Genomic DNA, 21,020 nt, shown 5'->3' with positions numbered 1-21,020 from the left:
ACGAATTTTGATAACATGTATGCAGAAAGCGTATTTTAGATAAAAGAAAAATTTATCCTTCATAAAACCGGCACTATGCATTTTATTTTCAGTTTTCAAAGTTATGGGAGGGTATGAGAGGCATTTTTACTTCTTTTTTAAAGAGGTTTTATCTATACAAACTCCATTTATGATGTGCAAAAGAATAGTTTTGGTTATTTCATCATGACAAAATCTACAATGAAAGAATTTTACTATATTCAATATGTTATTCATATTTATTATTATAATAAATCAATAGGTTAATAAAATTCAATATAACAGTAGCGTATTCACTTTTCAAAGTAAATATGCGAGATTGGATGCTACACTTGGCGCCATTTTTCTAGAGCTTAAATGACCAGTATATTTTATTTCGTATAAAAATTATCCTTAAAAGCCAATAAATAAGTTTTTCACTACAGTTTAGTAACAATTTTTTTAAACATTGTTCTAATTTTAGTAACTCATTTATAGCCTCAAGATATAATATTGCTAGAAAATTATTCAATTAAATATGAAGAGCTTCTATTAGTATGAACATTAAAAGTTTTTTTATGCTTTATGTGAATTAGACACTGTATATTTTTATAAACTTTCATGAACAAGTAACAGGTTTCAGTTTTGAATATTGATATAAGAAGATTTATGGATGTATGCGACAGCTTTATTTACAGTATTAATAAAGGATTTTTTCATCTTTTGGAGGAGGTTATGGTTTATACTTAATGACACTCTATATTCTTAATAATTGATAATGTAAGGACCTTTGGAGGGAGAAACGACTTTAAATTATAACTAATTAAGCTACGGAGCAATCGCTTTCGAAGAGGTATTTGTTTAACGAGAGTATAACATTTCAATTGCACATGAACGATATATGAGTAGATACGTTATTAATGATACTGCATACTGTGAGATTTTAAATTTGGATAAGAGAAATAAAGACGTTGTTTTTATCAATTAGTTTTTTTAGAAAGTTGCAATCTCTGTTGCTTTTATCTATTCAATAGAGCGTTTTGGGAGGATGTCGAATAGGTAGGTATACGGATTCGCTTTTATGCGTTTTAGGATGTCTTCTTTTTTTATTTAGGAACAATGGTGCCATCAATGATTATTTCTTCAACACTTGATTATCGTAAAGCAGCAAAGCGTCGTCTTCCTCCCTTTCTTTTTCACTATATTGATGGTGGGGCTTATGCTGAAGAAACGATGCGACGTAATTGTACAGAACTTCAAGCACTTGCACTGCGTCAAAGGATTCTAAGGCAAGTTGGTGAAGTTGATCTTTCAATCAAGCTTTTTGATCAGACACTTGATTTACCGATTGTACTTGCACCTGTTGGGCTAACGGGCATGTATGCACGTCGTGGAGAAGTAAAAGCAGCGCGTGCCGCAGCGGCAAAAGGGATTCCTTTTACTCTATCCTCTGTTTCAGTTTGTCCCATTGCGGAAGTACAAGAGGCGGTTGGAGATGCATTTTGGTTTCAACTTTATGTTCTCAAAGATCGCGGTTTCATGCGTGATGCACTAGAACGGGCTTGGTTGGCTGGTGTACGCACGTTGGTTTTTACAGTTGATATGCCAATTCCTGGTGCACGTTATCGTGATGCGCATTCGGGAATGTCTGGTCCTTATGCTGGTTTACGTCGTTTTTTACAAGCTTTGACTCATCCATATTGGGCTTGGAACGTTGGTGTTATGGGGCGCCCTCATGATCTTGGAAATGTCTCCACTTATCTCAAAAAGAAAATTGCATTGGATGATTACGTTGGTTGGCTTGGTGCAAATTTTGATCCATCAATTGGTTGGCATGATCTACAATGGATTCGCGATTTTTGGAAAGGAAAAATGATTTTGAAAGGTATTCTTGATCCAGAAGATGCGCGAGAAGCAGTAAAATTTGGTGCGGATGGTATTGTTGTTTCTAATCACGGCGGACGTCAGCTTGATGGTGTATTATCAACAACACGAGCGTTGCCTGCAATTGCGGATGCTGTAAAGGATCATTTGACTATTTTAGTGGACTCAGGTGTTCGTTCTGGTCTTGATGTTGTACGCATGATAGCACAAGGTGCGGATGCTGTTATGATTGGTCGTGCTTTTGTTTATGCGCTTGCAGCAGCAGGTAAGAAAGGTGTTATGCATCTCCTTGATCTTTTTGCTAATGAAATGCGGGTAGCTATGACACTGACCGGTACTCAGACAATCAAAGATATTACACGCAAAAGTTTAGTGAATATAGATGTTTTTAAGTAACGAAATCAATATGTTATAACTTATTTTAGAAAAAGAAAGTCTTTTTATAGAGGAGCATAATTATATACTTTACAAATATGTTGATAGTTAAATTTAAATAGAAAAGATCAAGAAGCTCCTCTATAAAATCACAGAAAATACTAAGTAACTACAATAATACTAAGTAACTACAATAATATTAACGCAAAAATCTTAATAATAATAAACACAAAAAAAATACTAATAACATTGCATACATCTTTTATTTACGTTATTAACAGCTCATTCTATGGATAAAAAGGAACAAGCGCTGATATTAAAGGCAAAACAACTGTTGATATAGAAAAAATAGATATAAATAATGCTGTGAGCATTTTTCCCTCCTATATATAAAAACATAATATATTAATCACTCTTTTTCCACATTAGCATAAAATATAAACCTCATTTAGTTTTATTTTAATATAGAATAATATTAATTATGATATATAAATAAAATTATTAAAAATGTCAATATGTATTTATTGTAACATTTAATTATAATAAAATTGGATCAATATAAATAATGTTTCTATAATATATATATTATTTATATTAATTTTATTGAATAATATATTATAAGGATATGATATTGTTTTTATGGAGTACGTTTTTAAGCAATGAAAAAAATACCTGTACTATCTTTAAAAAAAGCTGGTTTACTGAGAGCAAGACTGCGTGAATTAATGTGCTTTTCTTGCATACTCAATGATTTATGATGTTTTTGAACTGGCGAATATATTAGGAAGCAGTTGAATATTTTTTTGTATAGTATGTCATTTCTAACACTATTTATGTGTTCTAGATTTATTTCATAATTTGTTAAAAATATCCAGTTTATTTTTATTACAGATGGGGTCGTTGTGTATTCATAATGATACAAATTGGCATAGAATGTTTTGTTCCATAATCGATTTAACAATTACATCTCCAAGCTTCTCCATGGATACTATGCTCTTCACAGACAACAACAGATTGGTGAGATTGGCATAACTCTAGCACAGATATATTATCTCAAAGTTGAATTGTTGGCACACTTGTAATTATTGGGATAACTTCATGTTTTTTGAAGCTCTTCAGTAATATAAAGACAAATCTGAACAGTTTTTTCAGTAGCAAGTAAGAGAACATCTTTTCCTTTTTTTAACAGAAGTTTTGCTGATATCAATTTTTAAAGCATTTTTATGAATATTCATAACAGCACGCTTTCCTAAACCTATATAAACGGGTACAAGATTACTCAGATTAGCAGTTTCCATTTGATCGAATTACTCTCATAAGTAATTGGATAATATTTACTATATCGCTGAATAAAAAATAAAAGTTTTTCTCTCTTTCAAGAGAGGATGGGTTGTCATCTAGCCAATAGGGATAGTTTGCGAGCAATTTGTTCGATGCAAGATAATTTAAATTGCAGTTACTTTTTATCACTTGAAGCTGTGAAAAGAAGGCGAAGATAGATGAAAGAATGTAAAAAATGATGGATATATTTTAGGATAAAAAATTATAATCCTGTTAATTCCACACCTGTTGCAGCTGATATTGGTGGCAAAAGAAATTTTACCAAAAAATTATCAAAATTATTGAGGACATTCCTCATGGCATGTAGACTAAACCTTTTTGTTGGTATGGGTGGGATTTTCTTTGAGCTGAAATTGATTCTATCCCCTGAAATCAGCAATAATCTCTTAGGTTATGGCGTAAACTTTTTGGGGATGTTTCAACACCACTATCGTCCTTTTATGAAAAATGTTAGCATTTCAGATAAGCAGCTGTGAGGAGTTTCAACGTTTAATACAGCGAGATCCAGAAACTCTCACGGATTTAGAACGGGCTTGAAGATTTTTATATTTACAGCGATTAAGTTTTTGAGAGAAAGTAAATCGTACGATGAGAGGTGAAACCCATCGTAGCGCGCGGGGGCTTAAGCCCTTACAATTTGAAGGCGTGCTAAAACTTATTTTCCTCTGTTTAGCAGGTGTTAGCATTGAACATTTAAACTGGTCTATTTTTATTATGCATTATGATTGTCTAAAAATCTTGTTCTATCTTTTACCACTTTAATTGTGGTTCTGAAGGTTATAAAGAAAGGATTTTTTATAAGCGAGAGGATTATCAGCCGATGTCTAAGCTGTTTGCATAAATAAAAGGGAGTGTTTTGTCTTTAAGCAATATGCTAGAAATTCAAAAAACTTTAGTTAACTTCATAAAAGAGATTACACCATCTTATACAGATTGCTCTGCAAATAACACAATTGCTGGTAAGGAATGGGGCATCACCAATTTTGATTTCTAAAAAAGAAACAATACGTATTAAATAGTCTTTAACTTTACAGACTTTTTAAGAATCCTTTCAGAACCTTTTGAAAAAAGTGAATTGATAGAAGATTTTCTACCTTAAGCCGTGTTATCGCTATCTTGAAAGCTTCCTTTGTTTGCTTTTGCTTCTCAACTTTTTTCCCAAGAAAAAAGGCTTTGACTAAAGCTATAAGAAAAGCTGCTATGATCGCTGACCTCACCGTCAGATATTTTTTTCCATATGAATAACGCTTTTGTCTTTTTCATATGAAGTATTTTGTGGGGTGTTCGGGTCCAATGGTATCACCTTTGTCTGGTGTTGTATTGGCTACGTTTCCAGCAGCGTCTTAAGCAAATCAATCAAGCTATTGAAATCTTTTTAGAGGCAATAGCACAAGAGACAAAAAAGATTTTGACAAAAAGCCGCTTAAAGATATAGGAAGTTCTCTCCTCCTAGCCCCCCAGCCCATTTACATAACATAAAAAAGAGAAAGGCAATGAAATGATATTTGATGATGGCGATAGATATGTAACAATCCGTGAATGTGCACAGCTTTTTAGTGTATCCACAACAACGATTCGCCATTAGATGCCTCAGGTGTATTTCCAAAGCCATGCAAGCTAGGGAGAGCAGTAAGGTGAAGGAAAAAAGAGATTTTAGCATTCACTGCAACGAAAAATAAGGAGAAAATAAGAACAAATTAGGTAAAATTATATAAACTGTAGAAGGTGGTCTAAAAGGTGGTCTAAAAATGGCTATTTAAAGAAAAAATCTATATATTTCAATATGTTTAAGAAGTAAAATGGTGCCGCATGCCGGATTCGAACCAGCGACCCCATCATTACGAATGATGTGCTCTACCAACTGAGCTAATGCGGCACAGGTTTGTAAGTCAATGAAACAAAACTAATTTGAGGGTAATAGCTAAAAGTACGTATAAAAGCAAGAATGCATTTTTTCAATAATTTATAAATATGATAATAATTTGAAGGAGAAGTATGTAAAAGTCAGAGGAAAGTATTCTTTGACCTTAATGCTATAAAATGCTTTCCAATTTACGATAACACTTAAATTAAGAAGCTGGGAATGTAGATCTTTAGGATGAAAAATGGTGTCAAGATATCTTAGTAAAGATAAAAACATTTTCTGGTTCTTGAGAAAGAAATTTGTTGCATAAGTGATTGGGAAAATAAAGATCATCATAAACCCTTTATAATGTGCAAATAAGATGAGTAGAATTAGTTTAAAAGTTACTTCTCATTTTTATGGGAAGAAAAAGGGAGGAGGATTAATAAAATTAATCACGTTTTTTTATTTAAGAGGGAGTAAAAATCATGTCGGATGAAGATCGGCTGATAGAACTAGAAATGAAGCTAGCTTACCAAGAAAAATTCATTGAAGAACTTTCTCGAGAGGTAATTAATCAATGGAAAAGTTTGGATGAGATATCTAAAAAGTTGATATTTTAGCGAGACGATTTTCAGATTTAAAAGAACAGAGTGTTACTGAAGCTGTTATCTTACCATTTTCTCAATAGGGAGAAGGTGCGAAATATTTTTTATCATAATTGCAATTATTTACAGATGAGTTTTTATTTCACGCATTTTGTTAGACTTGTAGAATAATTTTTATAAGCTTCTTCATTAATTCTAATAAGTTCTAATCTTATAAGGAGAGCTGATATTAGAAGACGTTTTTTTATATGGGGTTTCTAGTACGAAAATTAAGAAAAGTTTTTGTAGAGTATAAAGAAGCAGCCATAGAAAAATATATGAACTGCAATATTTTAAGTTTTTTCTGTACAGAGTTTTCTTATAGGTGGGAGGTAGATTTATTCGCTAATTTTTTTAAATTGATACAGATGAAGTGATGTTATCGTTATCTATAGAAATCATAAGTGAGCGTCTATATTTATAATAAAGCGTTTTAATTTGTTCTGATGATCAAGTGATTTTCAGTTGTTTTATAGAGTGAGGGGTTTTAAGCGACATCGATTATGTTATAGGACAGAGAGCTCTAGAAGTTTTTTTCAAGATCAAATGTACTCTTCGTTATATGTATATGATATTTTGTGAAAAGGCTTTTGTTTTTCGTAATTTAAGATACAAAATACTATTGCTAAAGCACCAAAGATAGACCATGCGGGTAAATAAGTGAGAGTAATGCAAATTGAGGACAGAAAATCAGGCATTACCTTGCATAGAGATTGATTAAGGTGATAGATATCTGTTTGCAGAAGGTTTATTAAAATTTTATTAAAGGGGGTTGTTGTCCAATGTGATGTGATTACAGAGTGTGCGTTATCAATGACCAATGCTATAATGGTTAGTGTAACGAAAATGAAGGACATTAATTTAAATAAAGGGTGGAGCATATTTTTTCTTAAAACTTCAACGGGACATACGTATAATGCACAAAAAAATGAGGAGTTGCATTATGATGAGAAAATAAGTTTACGTTTGTTTTGTGTTTTTTGAAAGAGGTGCCTAATTTTTCAATAAAAGTTGAGGTTAAGTTCAACAAAAGTAGTGAGGCATGATGTCTGAAAAAAAGCACGAGGAATTGAAGCGTAGCCTTCAAAATCGCCATGTTCAAATGATTGCTTTGGGTGGCGTTATTGGGACGGGACTTTTTTATGGGTCAACCGAGGCAATTCAATTAGCTGGTCCCTCAGTTATTTTATCTTATCTTGTCGGCGGGCTTATTATGTATTTCATTATGCGAATGCTTGGTGAAATGTCAGTAGAAGAACCGTCTTCAGGAGCATTTAGTTTTTTTGCTTATAAATATTGGGGGAGATTAGCTGGTTTCATAACAGGTTGGAATTATTGGTTTCTTTATATTCTTGTGAGCATGGCTGAACTTACAGTGATAGGGTTTTACCTTGATCATTGGATTTTGATTGATCATTGGAAGACATCTTTCATTGTTCTTTTATTTGTTACATTTGTTAATTTGTTTAATGTTCGTTTTTATGGAGAATTTGAATTTGTTTGCGCTTTGATCAAAGTGGCTGCTGTTATTGGTATGATTATTTTGGGAATTTTTCTCATTGTTACTGGACTAGGGGAAAATCAAGCGAATATTCATTATCTTTGGGACCATGGCGGTTTTTTCCCTTATGGAGCAGTAGGGGTTGTTTTAGCAACTTCTGTAGTAATGTTTTCTTTTGGAGGAACGGAGCTTATTGGTATTGCTGCTGGAGAAGCATCTAATCCACAAAAAACAATTCCAGCGGCTATTCGTCAAGTTATGTGGAGGATTATAATTTTTTATATTGGTTCTATCAGCGTTATTATGATAATCAGCCCTTGGAATATGATTGGAAAAAATGGTAGTCCTTTTGTCACAATTTTCGAGACTATAGGAATTCCTGCTGCTGGTCATATTTTGAATTTTGTGGTGATTATGGCTGCTATTTCTGTTTACAATAGTGGCATTTATTCTAATGGCCGTATGCTTTATAGTTTAGCTGTACAAAAAAATGCACCACATATTTTTAGTAAACTGAGTGCTGCTCGTGTTCCTTATATTGCTATCCTTTTTTCATCATTATGTACGGCGTTGATTGTCGTTGTTAATGCTCTTGTTCCTGATAATAGTTTCATGCGGATCATGGCTCTTGCAACTGCAGCAGCAGTGATTACTTGGGCTATTATTGTTATTGTTCATTTGAAATTTCGCAATGCATATAAGAACAGAAAGGGCGATTTTATTTATGCATTTGGTTTATATCCTTACGCTAACTATCTTTGCCTCAGCTTTCTTGCTTTATTGTTTTGCATTATGTTTGTCAGTGGTTTTGGGCAAAATGGATTGATGACTCGACTTTTTGATATGATAGGAATAAGCGTGCCTTTTCTTGAAACATATATTCCTGTACAGATGCCTGATATGAGTTTGGCAGTCATTATTATTCCTCTATGGTGCTTGTTATTACTTTTAGGTTATAAACTGAAACGATAGAGAAAGAAGAGCTAATAAAAGGGATTGATTGGAATAAACTTTGGGGATTATAAAATTTGATGAGGTAACACAAGTTTTTGGTGATTTGTGTGTTTTAAGAAATATTACTGTACAGCTTACCGAAAGACGAATTGCTATTATAGGTGCGAATGGTTCTGGAAAAAGTACATTTGTTCGTCTTATTAATGGGCTCCAATTACCATCTCATGGTTTTGTAAGCGTTGATGGGCTTGATACAAAACGCGATGCAAAAGCAGTAAAGCGTAAAGTTGGATTTGTTTTTCAAAATCCAGATAATCAGATTGTTTTACCATTAGTTGAAGAGGACTTATCCTTTGGTCTCAAAAATTTAAAGCTTAATAAAGATGAAATTAAGGAGCGTGTAGATGAAATTTTACAGCGCTATGAACTTCAAGATTTCAGAAATCACGCTGTCCATTTATTAAGTGGTGGGCAAAAACAACTCGTTGCTATTTCCGGTGTAGTTGCAATGAAACCAGACTATATTATTTTTGATGAGCCGACGACATTACTTGATTTGCGAAATAAGCATCGCGTTACGCAAGTGATAGAAGAATTACCACAAACTGCAATAGTTGTATCGCATGATTTAGAGTTTTTGAAAAAGTTTGATAGAGTGCTGGTTTTTGATAAGGGGGAGATAGCAATTGATGATGTACCTTTTGTTGCTATAAAGGAGTATATAAGAAGAATGTCATGATCGGTTTATATATTCCGAGGGATACATTTATTCATAGGTTAAGGCCTGGAGTTAAGTTATTATTTCTTACGGCGTGTGGAACTTTTATAATAATGGTTTCTTCCATAGCGCTTCTTGGTTTATTTTTGTTGTTTGTCATCTTATTCTATAGAGTCGCCAAGATCCCTTTCAAAACTGTGATAAAGCAATTTAAATCGATGGGATTGCTTTTAGTTCTTCTATTTGTATTTCAAACTATTTTTAGCGGTTGGCTTACGGGGGTTGAGGTCATATTACGTCTTGTTATCCTCTTTTCTTTATCATCAGTTATTTCATTCACAACAAAAGTGTCAGATATGGTGGATGCAATTGAAGCAGGCCTCCAGCCCTTTCGTTGTTTTGGTATAAATCCATCAAAAGTGAGTATGGTTATCTCTATGGCGATCAGGTTTATTCCTCTTTTGAGTGAAAAGTTTAATGAGGTACATGAAGCACAGCAAGCACGGGGACTTAATACTAACATTGTTGCTCTTGCGATACCTTTAATTATACGGACCATAAGAATGGCGTCAGAAGTGGCTGAAGCATTGGAAGCGCGTTCTTATGATGCTGATACTATTGATACAGCATCTCGTAATAATCAGAGTTTTTATAGTAAAAGAAGAATTAAATGAATACAAAAGATTTAGTTTATATTGCTTTATTTGCCGCTATTTATGCTATTTTGGGCCTTTTCCCTTCTATTTATCTTCCTTTTCTTCTAGGGGTACCTGTTACAGCTCAATCGATGGGACCGATGCTAGCAGGGTCTATACTTGGGGCAAAAAGGGGTGCTTTAGCGTCACTCCTTTTTCTTGTTCTTGTTGCGATTGGATTACCTCTGTTGTCTGGTGGTCGTGGTGGAATCAGTGTCTTTTCAGGGATTGCAAGTGGTTATTTAATAGGTTTTCCATTTGCCGCATTTTTTATTGGTTTAATGGTAGAGTTGTTTTGGCAGCGGTTAAATTTTATAACATTATTTATGATAAATACTTTTGGTGGCATTGGGATAGTTTATTCTTTTGGGGTTCCATGGACAGCGTATATGACCAAAGTTTCTTTACTGAATGTTTTAATGGCTTCATCAGTTTTTTTGATAGGCGATTGTTTAAAAGCGTTGATTGCATCCTTTATTGCACTCGCGATTAAAAGATCTGTTCCTCTCATGCATTCAAAGCATAATAACTAAAATAAATGTATTATTTTGTTATGCTGTTGTTATATAATATTCGTATATCACTATTATTGAATTTAACTATAGTAATTTATGATATAATTAAACATTGTAGAATCTAATATGATTCATATAAGTAATATTATTAAAATAAATTATTATAGTATTTTTCTCTATATCTAAGGCATTTAAAGTGTACTTTTATAAATCTGATACTTTTTATTAATTGTACAACAATAACGAAAGCTTTTCCCTAGTGAAGGAATAATTCAGTGAATACAAAGGATTTGGTTTATATTGCTTTATTTGCCTCTATTTACGCTGTTTTGAGTCTTTTTCCTCCTCTTTATCTTCCTTTTTTGCTGGGTGTCCCTATTACAGCTCAGTCTATGGCTCCGATGTTAGCAGGCTCTATACTTGGAGCAAAAAGGGGAGCGTTAGCATCACTTCTTTTCCTTGTTCTTATTGCGATTGGGTTACCTCTATTGCCTAGTGGTCGTGGTGGAATTAGTGTTTTTTCAGGAGTTACGAGTGGTTATCTGATTAGTTTTCCATTTGCTGCATTTTTTATTGGCTTTATGGTAGAATTATTTTGGCAGCGGTTAAATTTTATAATATTATTTGTGATAAATACTGTGGGTGGCATTGGGATAGTCTATTCTTTTGGAGTACCATGGGTAGCGTATATGACACAGGTTCCTTTGCTGACAGTTTTAATAAGTTCATTAGGTTTTTTGGTTAGTGGTTTCTTGAAAGTGCTGATTGCATCCTTTGTAGCGTTGACCATAAAAAAAACCGTTCCTCTCATTCATTCGGAAAAAGGGGCAATTTTGTACTGAAGAACAAGTTTTGCCAAATGTATGTAGATTAAAAAGCATCACGGAATACCATTCTGTTTTGTCTACTTTTTATTGGTATTTTTATCTGTATAGCTCTCAAAGGTAGCCATACGAAAGTTGAATATTTCGGCACCAAAATTCATTTTTTTGCTTTCAGGAGCAGCCCCTACATAGCCAATTAATATCATTTTATTCAACAGGCTTGTAAGTTTTATTCGATTTGCATACTATATGCATAAAGCCTTAGAATAATTTATTATTTTTTTAATATTTTTAGTTAATTAATCACTAATTTTAAAAGTGTTAAATTATATTAATTGTATAAAAACATGGATAATTTAGTGTTCATCTAAAAACTCTTGATGTATATAGTGCCCTTATAAATGTATTAATATAAGGTATAAAAATGAGATTTGAATGGAATGAAGATAAAACAAAAAGTAATCTTAGAAAGCACCGTGTAAAGTTTTGAAATAGCTGCATATGTTTTTTCTGATCCATTCTCCATGGCTAAACAAGACCGTATTGAAAATGGAGAGTATGGTTAGCAAGCTTTATGGCTCATGGATGTTTTTTTATTACTATTCGTAGCGCATATTGTCCATGACGATAAAAATGGCATAGAGGTAATCCGTATTATTTCAGCACGGCGAGCCAATTTGAAAGAGAGTAAACTTTATAAAGAAGAAAGTTCGTTATAAAATTGAGGTAGGTAACTTATCACCTTTGACAGATGAACAGAGAGTTGAAGTTGATAAACTGGCTGTAATGCCGGACAATGCAATTGATTATAGAGATATTCCGTCACTCAATGATGCGTTCTGGAAAAATGCCGTTCGCAATCCATTCTATAAACCACCCAAAACTGTTACAACAGTGCGTGTGGATTCAGACGTTCTAGCGTGACTTTAAAAGTCAAGGGAAAGGATATCAAATGCGTATTAACGCCATTTTACGTGATACTACGCTTCGTTCAATGCACTGATTTCTCCTCCACTTAAAAGCCGGAAAGGGGGGCCCATATTCTAAAAATCTAAGCAGCTTTCACTGCAGAGTTCTCTAAAACTCGTATTGCTTTTGCAATTAAAATTTTATAGCTTTAATTTTCAGCTAAACGATTCTAAACGACGGAATATATTTTGGATACACGATCTTCCCATAATCACTAAGATAACTTGGGCAACATCTACCACCCGATAAGACTACAGACATTGTAATTATGTTAACTTTATGAATACCCTTAACTTCCTTTCTTATAAATATAAAATAGATCCAGCCTCAGAATTAGTCAATATAAATGGTGTTGATAAATTTTTAGAGGAAGGAACATACCGTTTTAACCGTGATAATCAATGTGTTACCTTAATAATTGAAAAGTTTTCTGTGAACTCGAAGATCTGCTATTGGATTTATGTTTTAACGGGAGAAAATAGTCCTTATAATCCAGAAGTGATTGATTCTGAAAACGACTTTCAGAATATTCCTAACCCACGTCCTAGAAAATATGTTGAACAGAATAAGCAATATTTTGGAATTTTGATTCCTATAGAGTTTACTCTTTTTTCTTCAAATAAAGAGTTAAACAAATTCTTGCAGCTACACTACAAAAAATCTTTTCCCCCGAAAACGATTGATATCTCACCTGATATTGTTGGTAAGGAAGAGTTCGAAAAAAAATTGCTTTTAATTAAAGAAATAAAACTGAAATATACACAACCAAAACAATTAGATTTTTTTGCAATGCAATCAGAAGACAACTTGCTAAAGATGGCTAAACTTTTGTTAGGTGAATTTCCCACGGATGATTATTCTGAAATGGAACTTGACTTGGGTATCAAATTTAAAGAAAAAAATAATTTAAAGAATTATTTTTTGAATCTTTTTAAAAAATATAAATTAAATCCAGCATTTAAAAACATAAGTTTTGTTGGAAAGACACATAATAATTTTGATATAATCTTTAATACTGAAACTTTTCAACATAAATTTGCTATTAAAACAAGTAAAAATGATAATGGTATGTATAATGAAGGTCATATAAAAGAAAAATTAAAGCATGAAATCGTAAGTTTTACTGTATCTCTTTAATAGAGCACTGTAGCGTGTAAATAGATATATTTATTAAACTGCGTGTACGCAACATAAGGAAGAATACACAGACTAAAAAAAAGTACCAAATTATAATATTTGAATATCCAAGAGCAATATCTAAGTACCAAAGTACGGTATCCAATGAAAAAGAAAACTTGTGCTCCACGTACTTAGAGATGACAGGCAAAGAAACAGTTTCTTTATAACTACTTGGGAAAATTAAAACGACAAGCGCTAAAATTATTAACTTTAGGAGACTGTGCATATACTGATGTAACTCACATGTTAATCTCTTCCAACCTGTTGTATTGCCGCATTTATATTGTGGGTTGTTTTGCAACTCAGAAGGGATATTAGAATTGCATAAAATTGCAAAAACAGTTGTTACGATCACCAAAGAAATAGACGCGAATGTCAAAATACCCTGAATAAAGTCAAGATTTTTTCTTATTCCTAAAAAACATACAAATATAAAAATTATAACGCCAAACAAGGCTTTTCTCTTCTTATCTGTAAACATATTTATTTCCTGTGAAAAAATTATGATCTCAATTTCTTAAATTATTTTCTGATATAAAAACACAAACTACCTTTTAGTCTTTTTAGCATTTGCTTTTCTTTTAATAGCAATGTCTTCTATTGCATCCAGTTGCTTTTAATATTTTAGTTAACCTCGTCTATGATTTATCTATAGTTGATGATAGCTTTAAACACAGGGCTCCATAATCCCAAACTCTTGCTTGCATTTTGATACCCAAATCCACCTTTCAACAAAGCCCATCGCACTGGCAACCCTTTCATACAGATTAAAGAAAAGCTCTGTTATTTCAAAAGTACACGAAAGGGAATCATAATTGCCGCAACATTTTTTGAGCTGATGCTGGCTACTCATGTTTTTAAAAAAAATATTTTGAAATTCGCGTATCCTAAAATCCTTAATTTGTATTAATGGATTTATTTACTTTATAAATTTGATACTATAGAGCTATTTTAGCTTCTAGAAATATATTGTACATTAAAAAAACTTTTTAATCACTCTTTAAATGCATATCCAATCCAAAAATGATCAGCACTTTTCACTATTTTGCTACTTTTTAGAAATCTATTTTAAACTCTCCTATCATTAGTTCATGAAGAGTTTTGGTGCGTGAAAGAAGGTCTTTTTCAATCTCTTCACAATACTTAGAAAAATCTGTTGCTCTTGGAATGATTGTTTTAGACATGCTTTCTACGTTGCTCTGCAAAATGCGTTTTAAGGACTCTTTCAAAATCAATAAGGAAATACCTTTGAGTTCAGTTTGATAAGCTTGAGAAGAGGTATTATAGTCCATATATTTTCGCGTGTGGAAGCTACCACAAGAGAACAAGCGAAAAGTATTAGAGATATCATCATTTGAAGCTTTTACAGCAATAAACCTGTGAAGCCATATGCAAGTCTCAAGTGCATTTTCTTCATTCGGTTTTTGTTTTTAATTTTCCATACGACACACGGCTATTTCAGGCTATTACTTTGGGTTGATTAAGATTTGTAAGGAAAGTTGATTGGCAAGCAGTTAAGGCTGAATTTAAAGACTGGGATTATAAAGCCCAAGGGCTGACAGAAGCCGGTGCGGCTCTCGTGGCCTTGGCTGTCACGGCGGTTACGGGCGGAGCAGCCTCGGGCGCTACTAGTGCCATTACCGGTGCATTGGGGCTTGGCTCGAGCACCGCCATGAATGCGGTGATACAGGCAGGTGTCCAAGCATTGATTGACAAAAGCGCTGTGGCTTTTGTCAATAATCGCGGCAATATTGCCGGCGCTTTGCATGAGCTTGGCTCTTCAAAGAATGTTCCCAGCATTGTCTCATCGATGTTAATGGCGGGCTTAACCAGTCAAATAACGGAAATGGCAGGTGTTGGACAATCTTTGCCAAAAACCGCTCCTTTTGTCGATCGTATCGCCATTGAAGCGAAAAAGAACTTGATCAAAGCCGCCATTGGCACGAGCGTTCAAACGGCTCTTGAGGGTGGCTCTCTTGACAAGAACTTTTTTAACAATCTGCGCATCGCCCTGTCTGATACGGTTGGCAAATCGTTGGCAGAAGAAATCGGTACCGCCAAGGCAGAAGGCAAAATAGACACGGTCACGCAGATCGTTGCCCACGCTGGTCTTGGCTGCTTAAAAGGCGCTGTTGCGAGCGGCGCTTGCTCTGCCGGTGCTATCGGCGGGGCTGTGGGCGAAGCCACTGCTATGCTTCAGTTTCAATTGTGGTCCCCCAATTTTATACAAAAAGAAATAGCAGCATTGGATGGTCGTATTCCAACGGCAGAAGAACAAGCGCGTATAAATGCAAAGATTGAAGCACAGTTTGCTGACTTTAGCGATCACACCATTGATGTCGCACGGGCTGTGGGGGGCTTTGCTGCTGCCCTTGCTGGTGGTGATGTCAATAAATACTGGCGCGGATGCCGCTGGAAATGCTGCGGAGAATAATTTTCTTCCTGCGGTAGCAGCATTAGCAGCATTCATTGTGTCGCTTACACCAGAAGAGTTGGCAGCTCTGTCTCTTTTTATGGCTGGCGGAGCAACTGTTGTTGGATCCTCTAGCAATAAGACGGCTATAACGGATTTCTTTGGCTATTTGTTTGCATTGAAAAATGCAGAAGAAGACAGCGAAAAAACAAACCAAAACTCAAAAGAAGAAAAAAATAAAAATTCTCAAACGGGCAATGAAAATCCACAAAACAATAATGATGATAATGATGGAAAGGGTAACATATTTGGACAAGTCAGGAAGCATCATGATAAAAAACGCGATGAGAAAAAACAAGAATTAAATGATGAAGGATGTAGAACATGCAAAACAGAAATAGTATTCAAAACTAAGACGGATAAGGGGGTAGTAAGATCTCGTGCGGATATCGTTTATATAGAGAATAGTAAAATAAAAATTGGCGAGGTAAAAACGGGGAAGAATGCTAAATTAAGTGAACAACAAAAGATTTTGAAAGAGGCATATAAAGAAGGAAATGCTGAGTCCACAAAAGGAAAATTTATAAAATTTTTTAAAGAGAACAAAGAGTTCTTAGAGGCATATCAAGAATCTTTCAAAGATTTTAAAGGAAGTGGCAAAGAATTAAACCAAGCTAGTAAAAAATGGGTTAAAGAACAATTGAGTAATAAGTTAGACAAAACAGACATTAACGTTTTTCATTATCTAGGACTTTTTGAATGAAAGTGAATAGCGATGCGAACTAAAGACGTGACAGAGATTTTAAAAACGCTTGGCTGGGAACCTTATCGTGCTGAAGATGGTAGTATGTTTGCGCATTATCATTTTCCCGATCGCATTGTAGGCATTAGTTATGATGTTGTAGATTCTGGAGAGGATGGGGGAAAGTTTCGGCTATCGGCTAATCTTACCACTGCTGCTTATTGCCTTGCTTGGGAATATGCTAGTGGTGAAGTATCACAAGATAAGTATGAAGATGTGCTGTTTTACGCGAAGGAGGATTTTAATGTTAAAGCTTCAGATCTTTCCGAAAGCCATATTAAGGACGCTCTAAATAGAGTGATTGCATGGGCGCAAGCACAGGATATTGAAAAAAAGTTGTGCGAGGAAACTACTAATCATTCTGCCGTTGCACAAGCATTACTTGGTGATATGGAGGCTTTAAGGAGTGATAGATCTACCCCAAAACTATCTGTGCCAGAATTTGCAGATTATAAAACAATGACATCGGATGATCGTCTGCTTTTTTTTGCACAGGCCTATAAAAATGGGGAATTAGACGATATTCTAATGCGTAAAAAGCCAAAAAAGCAACAGATGAGTCTCACAGCAGCAATGCGCGTTCTTAAAACACAAGGGTGGTTTTCTACGGAGCCTAGAAAAATGTGGTTGGTTTTGCCCGACCGCTTTATTCAATTTGATTTTGGTTTTATACGTCTTCATGATAATTACAATGTCCGTATTGAAGCTGAAATATCTAATGAAATGATTTCTGTAGCTTGTAAATATATTCACTATAGTGGGGAGTATCGGTGCATATCACCTACAAATATTTATAATTCTTTTAACACGATTGGGGGGGGATTTTTAGTGGTTTTGATAAAGGCATTGATATTTGTGTAGAGACATTAGATGAGCAAGAGCTTATCAAAATCTCTGAGCGAATAATACAATGGGCACGTGCCCAAGATTTACAAGCATCAATAGAAAGCAAAACACGTGTTCAAAAGTATAGCTACAATATACGTATAGTCTGGCATTTGGCTTGTTTAGCATTGACAGGTCAAATTGATATCCTGAAATCTTATCAAAATTTTTTAGAAGCCGATACGATTTCTGGACATTTAGAAGACCGTGAAGTGGAGAAGTATGTTAATCACGCAGTTCAATTTGCTGAAGAGCATCTGAAAATCTTTAATGAGCGAAAAGCCATAGATGATCGTCTTAGTTTGCAAGATTTGTCTTTTCTTAATACAGTTTCTGAAGACTTAAAAAGGATGGGGTGGACAGTTTATCGCGATAAGAACTATGATCGCAATGCTTATTTTGTAAGTAAAGACCGTATCATCAATATAATGTATAACCTTCAAAGTGATGAAGAAGAGCCGATTGTTGTATTTAAGGCTTCGCTTTCAACACTTGGCTTTTCTACTGCTCATAGAGAGATGTTTCCTAGATTGCCCCAATATATAGCTCTCAAAGAGGCAGAAGAATTTTATACAGTTTCTAGTACTGAATTGGATGAAGGCAAGCTAAAGGAGATTTTTACAGATATACTTGAGTGGGCTGATCGGCAAAATGTCAATCAAATCATCTATGATTATGCCGCTTTGCCAACAAACAGTGAAGCTCACCTTGTGGCACGTCACTTTATAGCACTCATTCTGATTGGTGATATTGAAAAGCTCAAATTTTATAAGGAAAGTTTCAGGGCAAAGAACCATCTAGGCTTTGTGGAAGGTATCACGAAATATACGATTGACAACGCTCTTACTCTTGCACGGCGTTATCGGACTGGTTTTTCCAAAAACGCTCCGATTTTGAGTTTGGATGCGCAAACAGCATCTGTTGCTTCTAAAACAACTTCTGTTGAAGTGGCAGAGGAAGTGGATGAAGCAGATGACACTGATGATCGTCTTACCATGGAAAGTGCTCATGCACTTTTAAAAAGCCTAGGCTGGTCAACCGAGAAAATCAATGAGAATGACCATATGGCAAGCTATCAATTGGCTGATCGTGAAGTAGATATTCTTTATAACGACGAAATTGCCAAAGACTACCCGCAATTTGATAGCGCCTTTATGATTAGCACGGGCATTCTTTCCACCGCTTGTAAATTCATTGATCCTACCCACACGGAAGATATTCCAGATATACAGCTTAATTTTGAAGCAAAGGGGTTAGAAATCTTTGAACCAGAAGTCACTGCGGATCGCTTAAAGAAAGCACTTGATGATGCGCTAGAATGGTCAGTCAAAGACATTGACCTTTCTAAAAGACTTCGCTCTGATTATGGCACTGCTCCTTGGCAACAAGATGCAACATCTAAAGCAGATAATACGGATTATGCTTTACTTCATCTTGGCGCTCTTGCTTTATTGGGTGATGTTGAGACCTTACAATCTTATCAGAAAAGCTTTACGGCAGGTGATCACCTAGGCTTTGACGAGAGCATCAACAAAACCCACCTTGAACGTGCATTAGCTTTAGCCAAAGAAGTAGCAAAGGTGAAGCAAGTGAGCTACGCTTTGATTGAACGGGTAGCAAAAGATTTTGATGATCACTCAGAGCTTTCTAGCGAGGAATAACCTCGCTCTTGGAAGGAGAGTTTATTTAAGTCTATTTAGAACAAAGAATAAATTGATTATTTTGAAAAAATCGAGGGGATTATGAATCATGAAATGGATAAAGAAAAAAAGTATGGGGGCAGCTGAGCCGGTGGAATTTAAAAGTCAAAAAGTTTATCAGGAAGATGAACTGTTTGAGCCCGAAACAGTTTCTTCTTGGAAAGAAGAAGGACAGATAGTAACGGGTACAAATCTGGAAAGAATGGTATCAGGAAGAGCACCTATTGGAGTCGATTTTAGACCTATTATGTTACATCCTGTGACACAAGAACAAGATAGTCCTCTCGTTGAGGTTCTCTACTCATTTTATCAAGGCAGGAGTTTGCTTGCTCCTATGAATCCAAAGACAAATTTTATCAGAAAAGTTATTTGTTGGATTTCAAAAAAAAATTCCTAAGTAGGAAAAAAAGAAAAAGTAATTATTGCAAATATTGGAGTAATGTCCCTAAAAGGCGCTCTCTAAACTTTAATGATCACCTCCTTTAATTCCATCATATATTGTAAATGCGAGATGATTGTACAGAGACAGATGAGAAAAGAGCTCCGTCAAGAACATATCTCTTATGATTTTATCAATCTCATCTCAATTCCATTGGCTATAGTAGAAAAAGATTGATCATTAGGAACACTCATTATGAGTAAAAACACGCTGTGACTTATGGAGAAAAATTTATGAAAAGTTATACTTTATCAGATGTTGCACAATATGTTGATATGCATAGTCATGTTATTAATTTTGGTACTCAAGATAATGCCCCTGATGATGTACGGATTAAAACAGCTGAGAACACTCTTGGTTTACAATTTACCTCTTCCTATAAGAATTTTTTAAAAAATTATGGAGGAGGAGAAATTGGAGGTGAAGAAATATTCAGTATTTATGAAATCTGTGCAGGTATTCCTGCTGGTGATATTGTTTACCGAAATTTGCTCGATAGAAGAGATGGCTTTACGGACCCCAAACAACTTGTTATCTGCACAACTGATTTTGGTGAAACCTTTTATTTTGATTATACGCAGTTTAGGGATGGTGAATGCCCTCTCTATCTCAAGTATACATCTGAAGATTCCGAATATTACGCAAGTAATTTTTATGAATTTCTCTGCAAAAGAATTAAAGAGTATGCAGGGGAAGATTCATGAAAACTTATACCTTAGATGATGTTATACAACTAGTTGATAAATAGGATAATTGTAATTTATAGACTGTTATGAAAACATCTCAATAGAAACTGATCATTATAAAGATTAGAAAAATCCCTTTTAATAGACCGTGTCAGTGTTGTCAGTTCTTTTTAGAGCCTATATTATTTTTTTTAAATGAGAGAAAATTAAAAACATAATATTTCAATAGATTAATGTTTTTAAGACATAATTCATATCAAGAGTACAATCTTTAAAGATAACCAATGATGTGAATTGATTAAAACTTGTCAGGTTGTGTCAGTAAATTGAACTGATAAACTAGATTATTTTAGTAAGTAATTACAACACGTCTTATAAAAAGCGTATGAAAGTAAAAACTGATTACGTTATTAAAATCCCTTGTATGAATTTTATCAGTTCATTTGAATAGATAAACTTATGATTTTAGTGAGTGATTAAAACGTGCTTTATGAAAAGCATATGCTCCTTTAAAGCCTTTCAAAAGATAGTTTGTAACTCATAAGAAGTGCTATCAAGACCATTATGATTATGAGTTTTGAAGATTTTGAGTATTTTGAGGGTTCCTTTTACGCCCCTTTATATATTTTTTTCAATCAAAAAATAAAAGTTAT

13 protein-coding genes, 1 tRNA gene and 5 pseudogenes are annotated in these 21,020 nt (G+C 34.3%); 16 read left to right on the top strand and 3 right to left on the bottom strand.

The window, feature by feature from the left end:
• The first annotated feature begins 1,128 nt into the window (after positions 1–1,128).
• Positions 1,129–2,277, top strand: coding sequence for an FMN-dependent L-lactate dehydrogenase LldD (gene lldD, locus ACFILN_RS07275; protein ID WP_273790428.1), 1,149 nt, complete (start codon positions 1,129–1,131; stop codon positions 2,275–2,277).
• Positions 2,278–5,095: 2,818 nt separating this feature from the next.
• Positions 5,096–5,298, top strand: a pseudogene (locus tag ACFILN_RS07270) (helix-turn-helix transcriptional regulator).
• 99 nt (positions 5,299–5,397) lie between these two features.
• Here the strand turns inward: ACFILN_RS07270 and ACFILN_RS07265 are convergent.
• Positions 5,398–5,473, bottom strand: a tRNA-Thr gene (locus ACFILN_RS07265).
• 455 nt (positions 5,474–5,928) lie between these two features.
• On the opposite strand from ACFILN_RS07265, the gene ACFILN_RS07260 reads away from it, so the two are divergent.
• The 6 genes from ACFILN_RS07260 (at position 5,929) to ACFILN_RS07235 (ending at position 11,312) form a co-directional block, all read left to right on the top strand.
• On the top strand, positions 5,929–6,063 hold the full coding sequence (locus ACFILN_RS07260) for a SlyX family protein (protein ID WP_273790429.1): 135 nt from the start codon (positions 5,929–5,931) through the stop codon (positions 6,061–6,063).
• Between the two features lie 1,069 nt (positions 6,064–7,132).
• Positions 7,133–8,560, top strand: a complete 1,428-nt coding sequence (locus ACFILN_RS07255; protein ID WP_375631049.1) for an amino acid permease — start codon at positions 7,133–7,135, stop codon at positions 8,558–8,560.
• Between the two features lie 40 nt (positions 8,561–8,600).
• The gene (locus ACFILN_RS07250) at positions 8,601–9,281 is read left to right on the top strand and encodes an energy-coupling factor ABC transporter ATP-binding protein (protein WP_273790432.1); all 681 of its coding nucleotides are present in this window, start codon (positions 8,601–8,603) and stop codon (positions 9,279–9,281) included.
• Positions 9,278–9,934, top strand: a complete 657-nt coding sequence (locus ACFILN_RS07245; protein ID WP_273790433.1) for an energy-coupling factor transporter transmembrane protein EcfT — start codon at positions 9,278–9,280, stop codon at positions 9,932–9,934. Before ACFILN_RS07250 ends, ACFILN_RS07245 begins: the two co-directional genes overlap by 4 nt.
• Entirely contained in the window at positions 9,931–10,488 is a 558-nt protein-coding gene (locus ACFILN_RS07240; protein ID WP_273790434.1) for a biotin transporter BioY, read from the top strand. The genes ACFILN_RS07245 and ACFILN_RS07240 overlap by 4 nt, the downstream gene beginning before the upstream one ends.
• Before the next feature lie 257 nt (positions 10,489–10,745).
• A complete protein-coding gene (locus tag ACFILN_RS07235) occupies positions 10,746–11,312 on the top strand; it encodes a biotin transporter BioY (protein ID WP_375671178.1) in 567 nt (188 codons plus the stop codon).
• Positions 11,313–11,333: 21 nt separating this feature from the next.
• Here ACFILN_RS07235 and ACFILN_RS07230 read toward each other — a convergent pair.
• Positions 11,334–11,512 (bottom strand): annotated as a pseudogene (locus ACFILN_RS07230) (single-stranded DNA-binding protein); the annotation flags it as partial.
• 363 nt (positions 11,513–11,875) lie between these two features.
• Between ACFILN_RS07230 and ACFILN_RS07225 the strand changes: the two are divergent.
• The 4 genes and pseudogenes from ACFILN_RS07225 (at position 11,876) to ACFILN_RS07210 (ending at position 13,400) form a co-directional block, all read left to right on the top strand.
• The gene (locus ACFILN_RS07225) at positions 11,876–12,013 is read left to right on the top strand and encodes a hypothetical protein (RefSeq protein ID WP_375631040.1); all 138 of its coding nucleotides are present in this window, start codon (positions 11,876–11,878) and stop codon (positions 12,011–12,013) included.
• Between the two features lie 25 nt (positions 12,014–12,038).
• Positions 12,039–12,218, top strand: a complete 180-nt coding sequence (locus ACFILN_RS07220) for a hypothetical protein (RefSeq protein WP_375671176.1) — start codon at positions 12,039–12,041, stop codon at positions 12,216–12,218.
• Positions 12,219–12,243: 25 nt separating this feature from the next.
• A pseudogene (locus ACFILN_RS07215) lies at positions 12,244–12,297 on the top strand (hypothetical protein); the annotation flags it as partial.
• A 245-nt stretch (positions 12,298–12,542) separates the two neighbouring features.
• A complete protein-coding gene (locus ACFILN_RS07210; RefSeq protein WP_375665149.1) occupies positions 12,543–13,400 on the top strand; it encodes a hypothetical protein in 858 nt (285 codons plus the stop codon).
• Here ACFILN_RS07210 and ACFILN_RS07205 read toward each other — a convergent pair.
• Positions 13,384–13,923: a hypothetical protein gene (locus ACFILN_RS07205; RefSeq protein WP_375671175.1), complete on the bottom strand. Its 540-nt coding sequence runs from the start codon at positions 13,921–13,923 to the stop codon at positions 13,384–13,386. The two genes, ACFILN_RS07210 and ACFILN_RS07205, sit on opposite strands and share 17 nt — an antisense overlap.
• Positions 13,924–14,934: 1,011 nt before the next feature.
• Here ACFILN_RS07205 and ACFILN_RS07200 point away from each other — a divergent pair.
• From ACFILN_RS07200 to ACFILN_RS07185, 4 genes and pseudogenes are all read left to right on the top strand, one after another.
• Positions 14,935–16,618 (top strand): annotated as a pseudogene (locus tag ACFILN_RS07200) (DUF637 domain-containing protein); the annotation flags it as partial.
• Between the two features lie 12 nt (positions 16,619–16,630).
• Positions 16,631–19,203 (top strand): annotated as a pseudogene (locus ACFILN_RS07195) (DUF6990 domain-containing protein).
• Positions 19,204–19,291: 88 nt separating this feature from the next.
• The gene (locus ACFILN_RS07190; RefSeq protein ID WP_375671173.1) at positions 19,292–19,639 is read left to right on the top strand and encodes an HNH/ENDO VII family nuclease; all 348 of its coding nucleotides are present in this window, start codon (positions 19,292–19,294) and stop codon (positions 19,637–19,639) included.
• A 275-nt stretch (positions 19,640–19,914) separates the two neighbouring features.
• Positions 19,915–20,385, top strand: coding sequence for an SMI1/KNR4 family protein (locus ACFILN_RS07185; protein ID WP_375621053.1), 471 nt, complete (start codon positions 19,915–19,917; stop codon positions 20,383–20,385).
• Positions 20,386–21,020 lie beyond the last annotated feature (635 nt).

It is taken from the genome of Bartonella sp. CL434QHHD (genome assembly GCF_042195145.1).
Taxonomy (GTDB): domain Bacteria; phylum Pseudomonadota; class Alphaproteobacteria; order Rhizobiales; family Rhizobiaceae; genus Bartonella.
This window is presented reverse-complemented; position numbering and strand designations above follow the sequence as displayed.

Coding starts and splice junctions, on each gene's coding strand:
- ACFILN_RS07210 (WP_375665149.1), top strand. CDS start 12,543: ATGAATACCCTTAACTTCCTTTCTTATAAATATAAAATAGATCCAGCC.
- ACFILN_RS07260 (WP_273790429.1), top strand. CDS start 5,929: ATGTCGGATGAAGATCGGCTGATAGAACTAGAAATGAAGCTAGCTTAC.
- ACFILN_RS07245 (WP_273790433.1), top strand. CDS start 9,278: ATGATCGGTTTATATATTCCGAGGGATACATTTATTCATAGGTTAAGG.
- ACFILN_RS07190 (WP_375671173.1), top strand. CDS start 19,292: ATGAAATGGATAAAGAAAAAAAGTATGGGGGCAGCTGAGCCGGTGGAA.
- ACFILN_RS07205 (WP_375671175.1), bottom strand. CDS start 13,923: ATGTTTACAGATAAGAAGAGAAAAGCCTTGTTTGGCGTTATAATTTTT.
- ACFILN_RS07240 (WP_273790434.1), top strand. CDS start 9,931: ATGAATACAAAAGATTTAGTTTATATTGCTTTATTTGCCGCTATTTAT.
- ACFILN_RS07255 (WP_375631049.1), top strand. CDS start 7,133: ATGTCTGAAAAAAAGCACGAGGAATTGAAGCGTAGCCTTCAAAATCGC.
- lldD (WP_273790428.1), top strand. CDS start 1,129: ATGATTATTTCTTCAACACTTGATTATCGTAAAGCAGCAAAGCGTCGT.
- ACFILN_RS07225 (WP_375631040.1), top strand. CDS start 11,876: ATGGATGTTTTTTTATTACTATTCGTAGCGCATATTGTCCATGACGAT.
- ACFILN_RS07185 (WP_375621053.1), top strand. CDS start 19,915: ATGAAAAGTTATACTTTATCAGATGTTGCACAATATGTTGATATGCAT.